The sequence below is a fragment of the Haloferax sp. DFSO60 genome (genome assembly GCF_046557615.1).
Taxonomy (GTDB): Archaea; Halobacteriota; Halobacteria; order Halobacteriales; family Haloferacaceae; genus Haloferax.
On record NZ_JBKIII010000002.1, the window covers coordinates 609,718 to 623,007 of the forward strand.

The window sequence follows — 13,290 nt, forward strand, 5'->3', positions numbered from 1 at the left end:
GCGCGACACGTCACCGATGAGAGTACAGAGAACTCAGTTACTGCTCTGGCGTCGCTCGCTCCAGTGCGTCGTGTAACTCGAACAGCGGAGCGATATCCCCCGACGTGTAGTCTACGAGCAACCGCACGAGTTCGTCGTAGGTTTGTGTCCCGTCGATTCCAGCAGCGACACCCTCGACGTAGGCTTCGCCGAGCGCCTTCCCGATGTGTGCGCCTTTGACCGCCGAGTCGTCGATTCCCAAATTTTCGAGGTAGTCCACAGAAAGGTCGTAGTCGTCGTACCAGACGCTCGGTTGGTCGATTCCCGCTTCGTCGCAAGCTTTCCACAGCGCAGGGATGTCGCGGCCGGGATTGACCGTGTGGGGGAACGCTGTCGCGGCGAGTGGGCCGAGGTCGATATGAGACGAGAAGAGGTCATCGACGCGAGCGGGTGCGTCTTCCCACACACCCGCGTCGGCAACGTCGTCTGCCCACGCTCGAAGGTGATGTTCGTCGAAGTGTGTCCCGTTGTAGGTGAGAAGCGGGCCGTCGCGCGCGTCGCACCACTCGACGACCTCACGGAGGAGGTCTGCGGTGTACTCGACGCTCCAATCGCCCTGTCGGCGACACACCGTCACTTCGACGTCGCTCGCGTCCGTGCAGTAGCCGAGGCCGACGGCGACTAGTTCGAATTTTTCTGTGTTCTGAAAGTCGCGCGGCGGGCCGTGAGGGCTGGCGGTTTCGATATCCAGCGCGAGTCGTCCCGTGTTCATACTCCGGGCGTGCGCGTGGCACCTCAAAAAGTGGACGGATACGTCGCCGAGAACTCGGCGAGTCGTGCGAGGTTTAGTCGTCCGCTTCTGCCGACTCAGCTCGTGGAATCGTCACGTCCGTCAACCCCGCTTCGATTTGCTCGCGTTGGCCTTCGAACTTGCCGGGAAGGACGAGCCGCCCACCGAGGTCGTCCATGGGCTCGTCGCTGTCGTAGCCGGGGTCTTTCGTCGCCAGTTCGAACAGCACCCCACCAAATTCGCGGAAGTAGACCGACCGGAACCAGTGACGGTTGATTTGCTGGGTCGGACGCAGGCCCTTCGACATGACCGCACTCCGCATCGCAGACTGGTCTTCGTCGGTCGGCGTCTGGAAGGCGACGTGGTGGACCGTGCCGTGGCCCTGTCGCCCGCTCTCGATTGTCGGGACGATATCGACGTACTTGCCGACCGTTCCAGCGGCCGCAAACCGAGTTCGTTCGTCGCCGGGAACGTCACCTTCGGTCTGTTCGGTGCCGACTTCTTCGAAGCCCATCGTTTCGAGGAGTTCTTTCGTGCGGTGCGGGTCGGCCAGCCACAAGGTCACCCCGTGGAACCCACGAATGGCGTACTCTTCGGGGACGAACTCGGTCCACGGTACCGTCGGGTCGTCGTCGGGAATATCGACTTCGACCAACTCGACTGGCAGGCCGTCAGGGTCTTCGAAGGGCAGGACTGTCTCGCCGAATCGCTCGATTCGGTCGCCGTACTCGACACCATATTCGTCGAATCGGTCTTCCCAGTAGCCGAGACTGCCTTCGGGGACGCGGAATCCCGTGCGGGAGACCTGTCCCGTGCCGACCTTCCCGCTGGACATGTTCTCCCACGGGAAGAACGTCATGCTCGTGCCGGGGTTCCCCTCCGCATCGGCGAAGAAGAAGTGGTAGGTACTCGGGTCGTCCTGATTGATGGAGCGCTTGACCAATCGGAGACCGAGCGTTTCGACCCAGAAGTCGAGGTTCTCCTGCGGGTCGCTGGCGATGCAGGTCACGTGGTGAATGCCCGGTGTGGGTGTCGTCATTGGGCGGATGTAGGGACTGGAAGGACTTGAGTATCCGCTGACGTGGGTGTTACCGGGAATGGTGAGGCGGCTCGTAGAGTGATGCCTCTCACCGAGTGCGAGAAATGAAAGAAGGCAGGTGTCGGTTATTCCGAACCGAACATGTTGCGCATCATCGGGTGCATCTCCATGAGCTGTTCCTCAGCGATCTCCTCGTACAGTTTGTACGTGATGGAGACCGTAAGGAGCAGCCCCGTCCCGGAGACGGCTCCGATGGTGCCGAGCATGTTCGCCATGACGGCGAGCAGCCCGACGAGTGCGCCACCGATGACGGTCACTTGCGGGATGTACCGCTCCATGACCTTCTCGATGACCTGCGGGTTACGGCGGAACCCGGGAATCTGCATCCCGGAGTTCTGAATCTGCCGTGCGGTTGCGTCGGGACCCATTCCCGAGGTTTCGACCCAGAACACTGCGAAGATTGCACCGCCAACGATCATGAAGATGAGGTCGATGGCGACGCGAATCATGATGTCCAACGGGTCGGCCGAGGTGAGCCCGAGGAACCACATCCAGTCGGCACGCGACTGAATCGGCGCGAGGTAGTAGAACAGGCCACCGGTGACGGTACCCTGCGTGTACTGGCCGAGCCATGCGGGCATACCCGCCCACTGGCTGTCGAGGATGCGCCCGAGGAACTGGATGTTCGCTTGCAGGGCGCGGACGAGGATCATCGGCAGAACGCTCGCATAGATGAGCTTCACCGGGAAGCGTCCGCGAGCACCCTTCACACGAGCGTGCGAGAGGGGAATCTCGACGCGGACACTCTCGGCGTACACGACGATGCCGAAGATGAGCACCGTGGTGAGCAGCGCGAGCAACTGGCCCTGACCGAGGACCAGCGTCGATGCGAGATCAGTCGGCGACGATGGCAGTTGGACCGCACCAGTGATGATGCCGAGCCACGTCGGGAAGAAGCCCGACGCACCGCCGAGTCCCTGCCAGCTGAACAGCCCACCGACGAGCTGTTGGCTGACACCGGCGATGATGAACAGACCAACACCGGAGCCGACGCCCCACTTGCTGACAATCTCGTCCATGAACAGGATGAGGACACCACCGACGGCGATTTGGGCGAAGATGAGCGTTTTCACGCCACCGACGCCGATACCCAGCGACTGGGCGACCTGCGTATCTGCCGGCAGGAATCCGCCAGCGAACACCATCGGGAGGCCCGTCAGGACAATCATGACCACGACGAGCAGTTTCTGGAGACCCTGGTAGAGGATCTGGTCACGCGGGTCGTTCGTGTCGAGCCCGAGCAGGTCAGCACCGCCCAAGAGTTGCAGGACGATGCTCGCCGTGACGATGGGACCGATACCCAGTTGGAGTACCGACCCCTGCTGGCCTGCCAAGATGGACCGGAACTGACCGAACAGGTCGTTCGCGGAACCGGCATCGAGGCCGAACAGCGTCACGTTCGTCAGGAAGAAGTACAAGACGAGGATGCCACCCGTCCAGGTGAGCTTCCGGCGGAACGGTACGTGTCCCTCCGGTCGCGCAACTGCGGGCATCCGCGTCAGCACAGGTTCAGCGGCGTCCTTCCATCCCATGAGTTATTCCTCGTCTTCCTGGTCGTCTTCGGCTTCTTCGGCGGCTGCCTCTGCTTCCTGAGCGCGCTCAGTAAGTTCGACGCTGCCACCAGCCGATTCGATACGTTCGACGGCGCCTGCGGTGAACGCGTCTGCAACGACGTGAAGTTCGTTGCGGACCTGTCCGCCACCGAGTACCTTCACGACGTCGACGTCGTGGCCGTCTTCTGCCACGTCGCGAGCGTCGATGGTGTAGGCGTCGCCGTCCTTCTCAGCATCTCCGTCAGCAGCGAGGAGTGCGGCGTCCTCGTCGAGCTTCTGGACTTTGACTTCGGCGACCTCGTCCTGAAGGACGTCGGGGCGCGTGAAGCCGTGTTTGCCGAGGGGTTCGTAGTTGTGGAACTCGTGTTTGTCGCGTCCGGCACGGCCGCGGCCACCACGGTGACCGGCACCACGCCGGTTCTTGTGAGTGCCACCGCCGTGGGTGCGCGAGCCACGCTGTCGTCGTTTCTTCGACGTCATCGCATTGCCTCCAGGAGTTCGTCAATCTGGTCGGTCTCGTGCTTACCGAGCTGGCCACCTTCCTTGGTGACGTGCTTCTGTCCGCGGTGACCGCCACGTGGCGGGTGCAGACGGAGCACGGGAGAGACGCCCTGTTCGCGGAGGGTCGTCTCCTCGTCGACGACTGCCTGCGCGAGCGCGGCAACGTCGTCGTAGTCGGTGTTCTCGGAGACCCACTCATCGTCAATCGTGGCCGAGCCCTGTTCGGGCTCTGCACGCGTGCTGATGAGCGTCTCGACGACTTCGAGGCTCGGCGTACCGTGTGCCACGTAGTCGTTGACCTTCGTGATCATGCCACGGTAGGCGTCGTTCTCGGGAACGAACGTCGCGTGGTTGACACGGTTGATGTTGAGCATCGAGAGCGTGTCTCGAACGTCCTGTGCCATGTTGACTTCACCGCGAAGTTGGACGATGGCTTGCATTATTCGTTCACCTCTCGTCGGATTTCGCGCGCGCGGCGCGGCGTCCGAGACTGCGAAGCGTTCTTCAGCGCGTTGTACGTTGCCTTGGCGAGGTTGACCGTCGTCCGGGTGTTCCCGTCACTCTTGGTCCAAGCGTCTTGGACGCCTGCGAGTTCGAGGATGTTACGGACCGTCTCTGCTGCCGCAAGGCCGAGACCCTGCGGGGCGGGGATGATTTTGACCGTCACGGAGCCAGCCTTCCCTTCTGCTTTGCGCGAGAGGGAGTTGACACCGCCTGCGCGGTCTTCCCACGACCCAGAGCCGCGGTCTACCTTGATGATGTTCAGTTTCGCCACCTCGATGGCTTTCTGGATTGCGCCGCCGACTTGGTCGTCGCGGGCTTCAGCGTAGCCGAGGTAGCCGTCACGGTTACCGACAGCACAGACACACCGGAACTTCACCCGGCGGCCAGAGTCGGTCATGCGCTGAACCATGTTGATGTCGAGTACTTCGTCCTCCAGTCCGGGGAGGAGTTGGTCGACGATCTGGGGTTCCTTGAGGGGAAGCCCGGATTCGAGCGCCTGGTCCATCGACGTGACGTCGCCGTTCTGCACCATGCGGCCGAGCCGCGTTCGCGGCTCCCAGCCGTTGTTGTTTCTGCTCATTCGTCCTCCTGAAGTTTCCCGAGCACTTCGTCGAAGTGGTCGGGAAGGTTCGTGGCATCGAAGTCTCCACTGTAGAGCGGCTCGTCGAGCTGCTCTGCGTACTCTGCGATGTGGACACCGCGGTTGCGGTCCCAATCTGCGAGTACAGCTTCACTGTGGGGGATTTCGAGGCCAGCGTCGATTGCACCTTCTTGCACTGCGAAGACCTTGTTACCGGGCGAGGCCGTGTTCAGGCCGATGTCGAGGACTGCTTCCTCGATACCGGCGGCCAGTGCCCGTTTGCCTGCCAGGTACCCCGTGAGGTACGCGCTTGGGAGGTTGCCCGTTGGGGCTTCCCAGCCGTACTCAGCGAGGTCGGCAGAGGTCGATGCAGCGTGCGTTTCGTCGCCTTGTGGGCCCGGCGTGACCAGCTGCGCCCTGATGTGCTTGTTGCTCACGCGAGCAACGAGGCGGGGCTTACCCGATTTCAGCAGGCGCAACCTTTGATGGTAGTCAGTTCGGACTTCGCGGCGACGACGCATCGGCACCTTGTATCGTGGTCCGGTCGCCATTATTGAATCTCCACCTGGTAGTTGTTCTGGATGTATGCTTCGAGCCGGTCCACGCTGTCGAATTCGCCACCGGACGCCTTGTTGTAGACTTCGCGGTACTGGGTACGGTCGAGCGTACCTTCGTCACGAAGTTCCTTCAGGCGACGGCGTTGGGCGCGGATTCGGCTGACCCATGCGTCTTTCTTGTTCTGTCGAGCGCCGGAGCGACCCTTGCGGGAGCCAGCACCCTTGCGGTGACCGTAGGAACGCTTGGCAGCGCGCTTGCGGGCGCGGCCTTTGGAGTTACCCTTTGCGTCCTTGGCGGCGATGACACCGTCGTCAACGAGTTCACGGATGTCGTCGCGCGTGATGGCCTCCGCGATGTCGGCCTGTGCGTCGGGGTCGAACCAAACACGACCCTTGCCAACGTCGAGGACGTCAGCAGCCATTCGCTTTTGTGCTTTCAGGTCCGTCATCAGTTGTCCACCTCAACTTCGACGTAGGTGGGGTTGAGGACGCGAATCTCGCGGTCCTCACACTCGTCTTCGATCTGCTCGCGCTTGCGAGCGCCGACCTTCGATGCGATGCGTACAGCCTGAACGTCGCCGTCGACGCCTTCGAGGTCGTCCACGTTGTGGACGCGGACTTCCTCGAAGCCGGACGGGTGCAGACCGCGTGCCGCCTTCGGCGTGCGGTAGCCTGCTTCGACTTTCGGGCCTTTGCCCTTGATGCCGATACGCTGCTTCGAGAGACCACCACGGGGGCGACGCCACGAGGTGGGCGTGCGAATCTTCTTGTGGTAGTCCTGACGGTTGAACTGCGGCTTACCCTCGCGCAGTTTCTGCGTCAGTGCTTTGGCAGTGTCGGCGTCGAGCTCGGGCTTCTTGTCCGCGTGACCGCGGGCCTGAAGCTCGGTTTCGACGTCTTCTGCTTCGGCTTCTTCGGCTTCGGCTTCTTCGGCTTCGTCTTCGACCTCTGCCTCCGTCTCTTCGGAGACTTCGAGGCCGCCGACGTCTGCCTTGATACGCGCAGCGAGCGCGTTGCCGATGCCATCGACTTCGGCCAGTTCGGACTGGCTTGCGGCCTTGACGTCTTCGACGGATTCGAAGCCAGCATCGCGGAGCGAATCGGCCTTCGATGGGCCGACACCGCTGATGTCTTCGAGTTCAGTGATTTCTTCAGACATTAGGCATCACCAGTCGTTGGCTTCTGCGTGATGTACACGCCGTCGGTGAACACGCGAGTGTCCTTGTCCTTGACGCGCGTGAGTTGTTCGATGTCAGCGGCGGTCTGACCAACGTCCTCTTTCGAGGGGCCAGAGAGGGTCAGTTCTTCGCCGTCGATCTGTACGTCGGTGTCTCCGCGGACGGGAGTCCGTCGGGGAGAGCGCTCACCGAGGAAGTTCTTGATGACGACATCGTCACCTTCGAGGTTCACTTGCATCGGGAAGTGAGCATAGTGAACTTCCATCTTGTACTCCCAGCCGTCGGTAACGCCGTAGAGCATGTTGTTCACGTGGCTCTCGAAGGTGCCGATGGTCGCGTTCGTTTTCGCGTTCTCGACATCGCTCTCGATGACCACGGAACCGTCCTCGACGGAAACCGAGACGTTGGGGTACCAGAGGCGCTTGGTGACGCTTCCGTTGGAACCCTCGACGGTGAGTTCGAGGTTCGAGACCTCGGCGGATACGTCGTCCGGGATTTGGATTTCTATTCGGCTCATTGTTCTAGTAGACGTAGGCGATGATCTGACCACCGATGCCCTCTTCGCGGGCCTCGTAGTGGCTCATGACGCCGTGGCTCGTCGTGACGATGAGAGCGCCGTAGTCACGGGCAGGGAGGAATCGCTTCTCCCATTTCTCGAAGTCGTCGGCACCCGCAGAGTAGCGGGGCTTGACTGCGCCACATTCGTTGATAGCGCCTTTCAGTTCGACTTCGAACAGACCGGCCTTGCCGTCATCGACGAACTCGAAGCCGTCGATGTATCCTCGGTCGTAGAAGACTTCGAGGACGGAGCCGATGATGTTCGAAGCGGGCTGGATCTCGTGGGACAGGTGTCCGACACTCTCGGCGTTGTCCACGCCGGAGAGTGCGTTACTGAGTGGGTCGTTGTCAGCCATGAATTATCGGTACTTCTTGAATCCCATTTCACGGGCAATCTCTCGGAAGCACTGGCGGCACAGGTTGATGTCGTACTTGCCGACAAGTCCCTGTTTCCGACCGCAGCGTCGGCACTCGTTCTCCTGGCCGGTGCGCTGGGTTGCGTGCTCGCCCGTCTGTTCGGTTTCGCTGTCGCTCATTCTGTGACCTCCACGTCGAACGTGGATTCGAGGAACGCAACGGCGTCGTCAACGGTCATGCGGTGTGCAGCCGGAATCTGACGAGCGCGCTTGTCGCGCTTTTTCACACGGTAGCCGGGTCGGACGAGGTTAACCGTCACGTCCATCCCGAAGATACCGATCTGTGGGTCGTACTCCTGACTTGGGAATGCGGTGTGTTCGTCGACACCGAATCCGAAGTTCCCCGTGTCGTCGAACGACGACGTGGAGAGGTCTGCGATGGGGAGTGCAGTCTCAAGGAACGAAACTGCGTTCTCACCGCGGAGCGTGACCTTTGCGCCGACGGGTTCGCCGCGGCGGACGCCGAAGTCCTGCGAAGCACGGCCAGAGACCGTACGGACACTCTGCTGGCCCGTGACTTCTTCGAGGATGTCCTCGGCTTTGGCGAGCGTGCGACCACCTTCGCCGACGCCCATGTGGACGACGACCTTCTCGATACGCGCTTGGCGCATCTCGTGGACTTCACTCTCGCTCATTCGTCATCACCTGCGAACTTCTCGTCGATGGTGACCACGTAGGGTTCGATGGTCTCGAAGCCGCCGTCTTCCGTGTCGACGACGACCGAGTTGTTTCCGCTGCCTGCGGTGACGATGATTTCGGAGACCTCTCCGATTTCGCCAGCGTGGGAGCCGGCGATAGCCGTCACGAGTGCGCCCTCTTCGTAGGAGAAGTGAGCGACGATGTCTTTCGTCTCGTTGTCGATGACGATGGAGTCCTTGTTGTTGTACTCCGAGGCGTCGTCGATGACGAGCGTCGAGCCATCGTGCAGGGTCAGTTGGAACTTGCCACCTTTGACCTGGTTTTTGCGGACGATCTTCCCGAGCCGGCTGGATGCCGAATCAGCATCGACGGGGGTGAGCGCGAGGCGGCCACCTTCGTCGGGGAAGACACGGTAGTAGTCTTCACGCTCGGTGAACGCCAGGATGTCGAACATCCCGATGGGACGGCGGACGTCGGAGACGACGTCACCGTTCACGAGGACGCTCTGTTGGTTGAGCGCGTACTGCGCTTCCTTCTTGGAGTCCACGTAGCCGAGAACGTCGCGCAGGACGATGAGCAGGGGAACCCCCGCTTCGCCGTGCGGTCCGGCACCGGCTTTGACCGTGAACGTGCCTTCCTTGCGCTCGACCGGCCAGGATTTCGGTACGGACAGTCGTTTCTGGTGTCGAGTCATTAGTTATCCTCCTCAAGTCGGGCCTCGCGGACGTCGTCCTCGAGGTCCAGCTCGGTCACGCGAACGTTGCTGGCCTGAAGGGGTCGTTGGACCTCTTCACCGTCGGCCTTGGCAACGGTAACGCCTTCAACGTAGATGACGGCGTCCGTAAGGTCAACCTCGGTAACTTCGCCTTCTTCTCCGGCGAAGTCACCGCGGAGAACCTCCACGGTGTCGCCCGCGTTGACGCGGACGTTGCGCTGTCCGTACTCCTCACGGAGGTCGTCGGACAGCGTTGCGCGGACCTGCTTGTGCCGCTCGTGGAGCGGTGCGTCGCGAGTCTTGTTTCGCTGTTTGCGTGGTTGTCGAGTCATTCTATACGATCATCGTCGCGGTGGAAGCGATGCTTCCGAAGCGTTCGGCCACCTCACGCGCGACAGGACCCTTGATTTCGGTCCCGCGCGGTTCTTCCATTTCGTCGATGATGACGGCCGCGTTGTCCTCGAATTTGACGCGCGTACCGTTCGGACGGCGGATGGATTTCCGCTGTCGAACGATGACGGCTTCGAGTACCTGGCGGCGCATTTCGGGCGTACCCTTCGTGACCGAGACGGTCACCTTGTCACCAACGCCTGCTTTGGGGTGGCGGTTCTTCGTGCCGGAGTAGCCTGCGACGCTGATAACTTTGAGTTCGCGTGCGCCGGTGTTGTCAGCGCACGTGATCAGCGAACCGCGGGCGACGCCTTTCGTGATGTCTGCTTTAAGAGCTTCCATCAGTCGTCACCTCCGATGACCTCCACCACAACGTGGGATTTGGTCTTCGAAAGCGGGCGAGTCTCCGCAATCTTCACTTCGTCACCGACAGCGAGTTCGTCGAGCACGCCCGGCACGTGTGCCGGGATGCGGGAACGTCGCTTCATGTAGCGGTCGTACTTCGGAACGAATACGTCGTACTCCCGCTCGACGATGACGGTCTTTGCCATGTCCGTCGAGACGACTGTCCCTTCCAGGGTCTGACCCCGGACGGAGAGCGAGCCGTAGAACGGACATTTATCGTAGTCGTAGTCCTCCGGATTTTCGGGTTCCGGAGGCGTTGGAACGTCAAGTCCTATTGCCATTTCGAGCTACCTCTTGTTTCGGTGCGCAATGCGGGTCGTGAGAGCAGTTGTGAGCCATCCACCGTAACGTAGGCCACGCCCTCGCAATTCTCGGAGTCCCGAGAAGCCGCCGAGTATGTCTCGGCGCGCCGACCAGACTGACTGGCATCTAATCCGCCAGTAGTATCCGACCGAAGTTTGGACGTGGTCCCCGACGCCTTCTCGGCGTCGGCGGCTTCATCTGTGCGTTGAATCGTGAATTCGAATGTTGCCCCGTGTTTGGGCACCTGTCGCACCCGAGTCCCGTCATCGACGTGGAACGTCTGCATCGTCTCGACGACGATACGACCGGCTATCCCGACCAAGTCGGGGTTCGCCGCGTCGACGACCTCGACGTGGAGGCCGTTGAGTTCGTGTCGTGTGAGGGTCTCGGGTGTGAGTGACATTATTCGTCGTCGAAGTCGCCTTCTTCGCCCTGAATCGTCTTGATTCGGGCGACGGTCCGCTTCAGCTCGGAGACACGACCGGGGTTGTCCGGTGCGCCACCTGCCGCTTGGACAGCCTTCGCGTTGAGCAGTTCAGTTTCGAGCTCTTCGAGCTCGGCTTCACGCTCTGCGGGCGTCATGTCGCGGATTTCTTCGGTGTAGAGGATTGCCATTTATTCTTCCTCCGTTTCTTCGTCGTCTTCTGCTTCCATCTCGGCGACGAGGTCGGCCGCTTCCTCAGCGACTTCTTCGTCGAGTTCTTCGTCGTCTTCGACGACTTCTTCCTCGACTGCTTCCTCTTCGTCGGAGTCAGCATCTTCCTCGACGGCTTCCTCTTCGAGGAGGTCCTCTTCGAGGTCGACTTCGGCGTCGGCATCCTCGGAGACGTCCGGAACTTCTTCCGGTTCCTCTTCGAGGAGGTCTTCGACGCTCTCGGTCTCTTCGATCTGTTCGACCGCTTCAGGCTCTGCGCCTTCTTCGACTTCGAAGTCGTCGGGGAGTCGCGCTCCCGGCGGGATGATCTTGACCGTGACACCGATGGTGCCGAGCTTCATGACGGCGACGCCCTGGCCTTCGTCGACGATTTCCTGGGCGGGTTCGCCGTTGTGCTTGATGTAGCCGCGGTTGAACTTCTCGACGCGCGAGCGAGCGCCAGTGACCTTGCCGGACAGGACGATTTCGGCGCCGAGTGCGCCGGAGTCCATGATACGGTCGATGGTCGTGTGGCCTGCTTTGCGGAAGTACCAGCCACGCTCGAGTGCGTTGGCGAGGCGGTCGGCGACGATTCGGGCGTTGAGGTCCGGCTCGTCGACTTCCTGTACGTCAATCTGCGGGTCGTCGAGGTTGAATCGGTCTTCGAGTTCGCGGGTAACCTTGCGGATGTTCTTCCCGCCTTTCCCGATGACCATACCAGGCTTCTCTGCCTTGAGCACGATTTGGGTGCCCATCGGCGTCTTGGCGACGTCCATGCCGCCGTAGCCTGCACGACCGAGTTCCTTTGCGAAGAACTCGTCGATCTGGGACCGCTGCAGTCCGTTTTCGATGAATTGGTGTTCGTCAGCCATTATTCCTCGACCTCTTCGATGATGAGTTCGACGTCACAGATTGGAGTGTTCCACGGGTCGGCACGACCGAATGCGCGGGGTTTCCGGCCTGGTCGTTCTCCGACTTTGTGGGCTGCGACGTGCATGATTTCCATCGATGGACCATCGAAGCCCTGTTCGGTGGCGTTGTTCCGGACGTTTTCGAGGAGTTCGAGGAACGCCTTGGACGCCTTTTCGGGGTATCGTCCTGCGTCCCAGCCATCGATATCGCTCCGGTGACCAACACCCGAGTTGTGCTGCTTGAACGGAACCGACCGCTCGCCGTCGATGACGGCTTCGAGGTATTCCTCGGCGTCGGCGACGGACATCCCCTTGATCGCTTTGGAGACGGCCTTGCTGTGCTTGAGGCTGATGGGCCGGTCGCGGAGCATCCCCTTGGAGGTGGTCTCCGGGTCGGCCTCGACGCTGTAGTTGATTCCCATGGTTTTACTTGAGCGGCACGAACTTCGAGGACCGGGTCGCGCCGATACCGGCCTGCCCGTGGGTCACTGACGACCGAGTAAGCTGGAATTCGCCAAGATAGTGTCCGATCATCTCGGGCTGAATCTTGACACGTTTGAATTCCTGGCCGTTGTAGACAGCGAAGGTGAGTCCGACGAAGGACGGGAGAATCGGCATGTCACGCAGGTGCGTGCGGATTGGCGCGTTCGCCGTTCCTTCTTCCGTCTTGTCTTCGGCCTTCGCAGCCAGTTTCTCTTGGTCCGTCGAGAGGCCACGGGTGATAGTTCGCCGCTGTCGAGCGGGGAGCAGTTCCGCGACTTCGTCGAGCTCCATATCCTGCAGCTCTTCGAGCGTGTAGCCACGGTAGGTGAAGTCACCTTCGCGGCCGGTACGGTATTGCGTGCTCATGATTACTTACCTCCCTTGCCACCGCGACCGGTGCGCTTAGAGGCGATGTCACCGACCTTCCGTCCCGGCGGGGCGTCCCGCGAGACAGATTTCGGCTGACCGGGGTGCTGCCGTCCGCCGCCACCGAACGGGTGGTCGACGGCGTTCATAGCAACACCGCGGACGCGCGGCCACTTGATACCACGCGCTTTCATCTTGTGGTACTTCTTCCCTGCCTTGACGAACGGCTTTTCCGTTCGACCGCCACCGGCGACGACGCCGATGGTTGCACGGCACGTGGGGTTGAGGCGCTTGACCTCGCCCGACGGGAGCTTCACGACTGCGACCTCGCGGTCGTGCGAGAGCAGTTGTGCGCTGACACCGGATGCACGGGCGAACTTCCCGCCGTCGCCGGGCTGGCGCTCGACGTTACAGACGGGGACACCTTCGGGAATCTCAGCCAGCGGCATCGTGTTGCCGGGCTTGATTTCGGCGGAGACACCGATCTGGATCTCCTCACCGACGCTGACTCCCTCAGGAACGAGGATCATGCGCTGTTCGTCTTCGAACTCGACGAGTGCGATAGGCGCACTGCGAGCGGGGTCGTGTTCGATGCCAACGACGGTACCGGAGATGGTGCCATCGTCGTCAGACTTCTTGTGGGACAGTTCGGCCTTGTAGCGGTGCGATGGTGCACGGAACGTGGAGGAACCGCGACCACGACGCTGGCCCTGAATTCGGCGTCCCATC

The 13,290-nt window shown here is 61.4% G+C and carries 23 protein-coding genes; all 23 read right to left on the reverse strand.

Translation table 11 applies throughout. From position 1 onward, the window contains the following. Positions 1-37: 37 nt before the first annotated feature. On the reverse strand, positions 38-751 hold the full coding sequence (locus ACK509_RS12570) for a hypothetical protein (RefSeq protein ID WP_410766885.1): 714 nt from the start codon (positions 749-751) through the stop codon (positions 38-40). A gap of 73 nt (positions 752-824) precedes the next feature. Then, entirely contained in the window at positions 825-1,808 is a 984-nt protein-coding gene (locus ACK509_RS12575) for a VOC family protein (protein ID WP_410766886.1), read from the reverse strand. Positions 1,809-1,933: 125 nt separating this feature from the next. After that, positions 1,934-3,400, reverse strand: coding sequence for a preprotein translocase subunit SecY (gene secY / locus ACK509_RS12580; protein ID WP_410766887.1), 1,467 nt, complete (start codon positions 3,398-3,400; stop codon positions 1,934-1,936). A gap of 3 nt (positions 3,401-3,403) precedes the next feature. After that, positions 3,404-3,901 carry an uL15m family ribosomal protein gene (locus ACK509_RS12585; RefSeq protein ID WP_410766888.1) on the reverse strand — a complete coding sequence of 166 codons (498 nt, stop codon included), beginning with the start codon at positions 3,899-3,901 and terminating at the stop codon, positions 3,404-3,406. Further along, positions 3,898-4,362 (reverse strand): 50S ribosomal protein L30, encoded by a 465-nt coding sequence (locus ACK509_RS12590; protein ID WP_410766889.1) that lies wholly within the window; start codon positions 4,360-4,362, stop codon positions 3,898-3,900. Before ACK509_RS12590 ends, ACK509_RS12585 begins: the two co-directional genes overlap by 4 nt. Next, on the reverse strand, positions 4,362-5,006 hold the full coding sequence (locus ACK509_RS12595; protein ID WP_410766890.1) for a 30S ribosomal protein S5: 645 nt from the start codon (positions 5,004-5,006) through the stop codon (positions 4,362-4,364). Before ACK509_RS12595 ends, ACK509_RS12590 begins: the two co-directional genes overlap by 1 nt. Continuing rightward, positions 5,003-5,557, reverse strand: a complete 555-nt coding sequence (locus ACK509_RS12600; protein WP_410766891.1) for a 50S ribosomal protein L18 — start codon at positions 5,555-5,557, stop codon at positions 5,003-5,005. Before ACK509_RS12600 ends, ACK509_RS12595 begins: the two co-directional genes overlap by 4 nt. After that, positions 5,557-6,012, reverse strand: coding sequence for a 50S ribosomal protein L19e (locus ACK509_RS12605; protein ID WP_410766892.1), 456 nt, complete (start codon positions 6,010-6,012; stop codon positions 5,557-5,559). Before ACK509_RS12605 ends, ACK509_RS12600 begins: the two co-directional genes overlap by 1 nt. Beyond that, positions 6,012-6,722 (reverse strand): 50S ribosomal protein L32e, encoded by a 711-nt coding sequence (locus tag ACK509_RS12610; protein WP_410766893.1) that lies wholly within the window; start codon positions 6,720-6,722, stop codon positions 6,012-6,014. The genes ACK509_RS12605 and ACK509_RS12610 overlap by 1 nt, the downstream gene beginning before the upstream one ends. Then, positions 6,722-7,258 (reverse strand): 50S ribosomal protein L6, encoded by a 537-nt coding sequence (locus ACK509_RS12615; protein WP_410766894.1) that lies wholly within the window; start codon positions 7,256-7,258, stop codon positions 6,722-6,724. Before ACK509_RS12615 ends, ACK509_RS12610 begins: the two co-directional genes overlap by 1 nt. 4 nt (positions 7,259-7,262) lie before the next feature. Beyond that, positions 7,263-7,655, reverse strand: a complete 393-nt coding sequence (locus tag ACK509_RS12620) for a 30S ribosomal protein S8 (protein ID WP_410766895.1) — start codon at positions 7,653-7,655, stop codon at positions 7,263-7,265. Between the two features lie 3 nt (positions 7,656-7,658). Then, positions 7,659-7,835, reverse strand: a complete 177-nt coding sequence (locus tag ACK509_RS12625) for a 30S ribosomal protein S14 (RefSeq protein ID WP_410766896.1) — start codon at positions 7,833-7,835, stop codon at positions 7,659-7,661. Next, the gene (locus tag ACK509_RS12630) at positions 7,832-8,350 is read right to left on the reverse strand and encodes a 50S ribosomal protein L5 (RefSeq protein ID WP_410766897.1); all 519 of its coding nucleotides are present in this window, start codon (positions 8,348-8,350) and stop codon (positions 7,832-7,834) included. The genes ACK509_RS12625 and ACK509_RS12630 overlap by 4 nt, the downstream gene beginning before the upstream one ends. Then, positions 8,347-9,048 (reverse strand): 30S ribosomal protein S4e, encoded by a 702-nt coding sequence (locus tag ACK509_RS12635; protein ID WP_410766898.1) that lies wholly within the window; start codon positions 9,046-9,048, stop codon positions 8,347-8,349. The genes ACK509_RS12630 and ACK509_RS12635 overlap by 4 nt, the downstream gene beginning before the upstream one ends. Further along, the gene (gene rplX, locus ACK509_RS12640; protein ID WP_410766899.1) at positions 9,048-9,401 is read right to left on the reverse strand and encodes a 50S ribosomal protein L24; all 354 of its coding nucleotides are present in this window, start codon (positions 9,399-9,401) and stop codon (positions 9,048-9,050) included. Before rplX ends, ACK509_RS12635 begins: the two co-directional genes overlap by 1 nt. A gap of 1 nt (position 9,402) precedes the next feature. Next, complete coding sequence (locus tag ACK509_RS12645; RefSeq protein WP_410766900.1) at positions 9,403-9,801, reverse strand: 50S ribosomal protein L14; 399 nt, start codon at positions 9,799-9,801, stop codon at positions 9,403-9,405. After that, on the reverse strand, positions 9,801-10,145 hold the full coding sequence (locus tag ACK509_RS12650) for a 30S ribosomal protein S17 (protein ID WP_410766901.1): 345 nt from the start codon (positions 10,143-10,145) through the stop codon (positions 9,801-9,803). Before ACK509_RS12650 ends, ACK509_RS12645 begins: the two co-directional genes overlap by 1 nt. Beyond that, positions 10,136-10,570 (reverse strand): ribonuclease P protein component 1, encoded by a 435-nt coding sequence (locus ACK509_RS12655; protein WP_410766902.1) that lies wholly within the window; start codon positions 10,568-10,570, stop codon positions 10,136-10,138. Before ACK509_RS12655 ends, ACK509_RS12650 begins: the two co-directional genes overlap by 10 nt. Beyond that, positions 10,570-10,782 (reverse strand): 50S ribosomal protein L29, encoded by a 213-nt coding sequence (gene rpmC, locus ACK509_RS12660; RefSeq protein WP_390221562.1) that lies wholly within the window; start codon positions 10,780-10,782, stop codon positions 10,570-10,572. Before rpmC ends, ACK509_RS12655 begins: the two co-directional genes overlap by 1 nt. Beyond that, the gene (locus ACK509_RS12665; RefSeq protein ID WP_410766903.1) at positions 10,783-11,673 is read right to left on the reverse strand and encodes a 30S ribosomal protein S3; all 891 of its coding nucleotides are present in this window, start codon (positions 11,671-11,673) and stop codon (positions 10,783-10,785) included. Next, on the reverse strand, positions 11,673-12,134 hold the full coding sequence (locus ACK509_RS12670) for a 50S ribosomal protein L22 (protein ID WP_410766904.1): 462 nt from the start codon (positions 12,132-12,134) through the stop codon (positions 11,673-11,675). Before ACK509_RS12670 ends, ACK509_RS12665 begins: the two co-directional genes overlap by 1 nt. A gap of 4 nt (positions 12,135-12,138) precedes the next feature. Then, a complete protein-coding gene (locus tag ACK509_RS12675) occupies positions 12,139-12,561 on the reverse strand; it encodes a 30S ribosomal protein S19 (protein ID WP_410766905.1) in 423 nt (140 codons plus the stop codon). A gap of 2 nt (positions 12,562-12,563) precedes the next feature. After that, on the reverse strand, positions 12,564-13,289 hold the full coding sequence (locus tag ACK509_RS12680; RefSeq protein WP_410766906.1) for a 50S ribosomal protein L2: 726 nt from the start codon (positions 13,287-13,289) through the stop codon (positions 12,564-12,566). Position 13,290 lies beyond the last annotated feature (1 nt).

Excerpts from the sequence above, each read along its gene's own strand:
- ACK509_RS12570 (WP_410766885.1), bottom strand. The coding sequence starts at position 751 with ATGAACACGGGACGACTCGCGCTGGATATCGAAACCGCCAGCCCTCAC.
- ACK509_RS12575 (WP_410766886.1), bottom strand. The coding sequence starts at position 1,808 with ATGACGACACCCACACCGGGCATTCACCACGTGACCTGCATCGCCAGC.
- secY (WP_410766887.1), bottom strand. The coding sequence starts at position 3,400 with ATGGGATGGAAGGACGCCGCTGAACCTGTGCTGACGCGGATGCCCGCA.
- ACK509_RS12585 (WP_410766888.1), bottom strand. The coding sequence starts at position 3,901 with ATGACGTCGAAGAAACGACGACAGCGTGGCTCGCGCACCCACGGCGGT.
- ACK509_RS12590 (WP_410766889.1), bottom strand. The coding sequence starts at position 4,362 with ATGCAAGCCATCGTCCAACTTCGCGGTGAAGTCAACATGGCACAGGAC.
- ACK509_RS12595 (WP_410766890.1), bottom strand. The coding sequence starts at position 5,006 with ATGAGCAGAAACAACAACGGCTGGGAGCCGCGAACGCGGCTCGGCCGC.
- ACK509_RS12600 (WP_410766891.1), bottom strand. The coding sequence starts at position 5,557 with ATGGCGACCGGACCACGATACAAGGTGCCGATGCGTCGTCGCCGCGAA.
- ACK509_RS12605 (WP_410766892.1), bottom strand. The coding sequence starts at position 6,012 with ATGACGGACCTGAAAGCACAAAAGCGAATGGCTGCTGACGTCCTCGAC.
- ACK509_RS12610 (WP_410766893.1), bottom strand. The coding sequence starts at position 6,722 with ATGTCTGAAGAAATCACTGAACTCGAAGACATCAGCGGTGTCGGCCCA.
- ACK509_RS12615 (WP_410766894.1), bottom strand. The coding sequence starts at position 7,258 with ATGAGCCGAATAGAAATCCAAATCCCGGACGACGTATCCGCCGAGGTC.
- ACK509_RS12620 (WP_410766895.1), bottom strand. The coding sequence starts at position 7,655 with ATGGCTGACAACGACCCACTCAGTAACGCACTCTCCGGCGTGGACAAC.
- ACK509_RS12625 (WP_410766896.1), bottom strand. The coding sequence starts at position 7,835 with ATGAGCGACAGCGAAACCGAACAGACGGGCGAGCACGCAACCCAGCGC.
- ACK509_RS12630 (WP_410766897.1), bottom strand. The coding sequence starts at position 8,350 with ATGAGCGAGAGTGAAGTCCACGAGATGCGCCAAGCGCGTATCGAGAAG.
- ACK509_RS12635 (WP_410766898.1), bottom strand. The coding sequence starts at position 9,048 with ATGACTCGACACCAGAAACGACTGTCCGTACCGAAATCCTGGCCGGTC.
- rplX (WP_410766899.1), bottom strand. The coding sequence starts at position 9,401 with ATGACTCGACAACCACGCAAACAGCGAAACAAGACTCGCGACGCACCG.
- ACK509_RS12645 (WP_410766900.1), bottom strand. The coding sequence starts at position 9,801 with ATGGAAGCTCTTAAAGCAGACATCACGAAAGGCGTCGCCCGCGGTTCG.
- ACK509_RS12650 (WP_410766901.1), bottom strand. The coding sequence starts at position 10,145 with ATGGCAATAGGACTTGACGTTCCAACGCCTCCGGAACCCGAAAATCCG.
- ACK509_RS12655 (WP_410766902.1), bottom strand. The coding sequence starts at position 10,570 with ATGTCACTCACACCCGAGACCCTCACACGACACGAACTCAACGGCCTC.
- rpmC (WP_390221562.1), bottom strand. The coding sequence starts at position 10,782 with ATGGCAATCCTCTACACCGAAGAAATCCGCGACATGACGCCCGCAGAG.
- ACK509_RS12665 (WP_410766903.1), bottom strand. The coding sequence starts at position 11,673 with ATGGCTGACGAACACCAATTCATCGAAAACGGACTGCAGCGGTCCCAG.
- ACK509_RS12670 (WP_410766904.1), bottom strand. The coding sequence starts at position 12,134 with ATGGGAATCAACTACAGCGTCGAGGCCGACCCGGAGACCACCTCCAAG.
- ACK509_RS12675 (WP_410766905.1), bottom strand. The coding sequence starts at position 12,561 with ATGAGCACGCAATACCGTACCGGCCGCGAAGGTGACTTCACCTACCGT.
- ACK509_RS12680 (WP_410766906.1), bottom strand. The coding sequence starts at position 13,289 with ATGGGACGCCGAATTCAGGGCCAGCGTCGTGGTCGCGGTTCCTCCACG.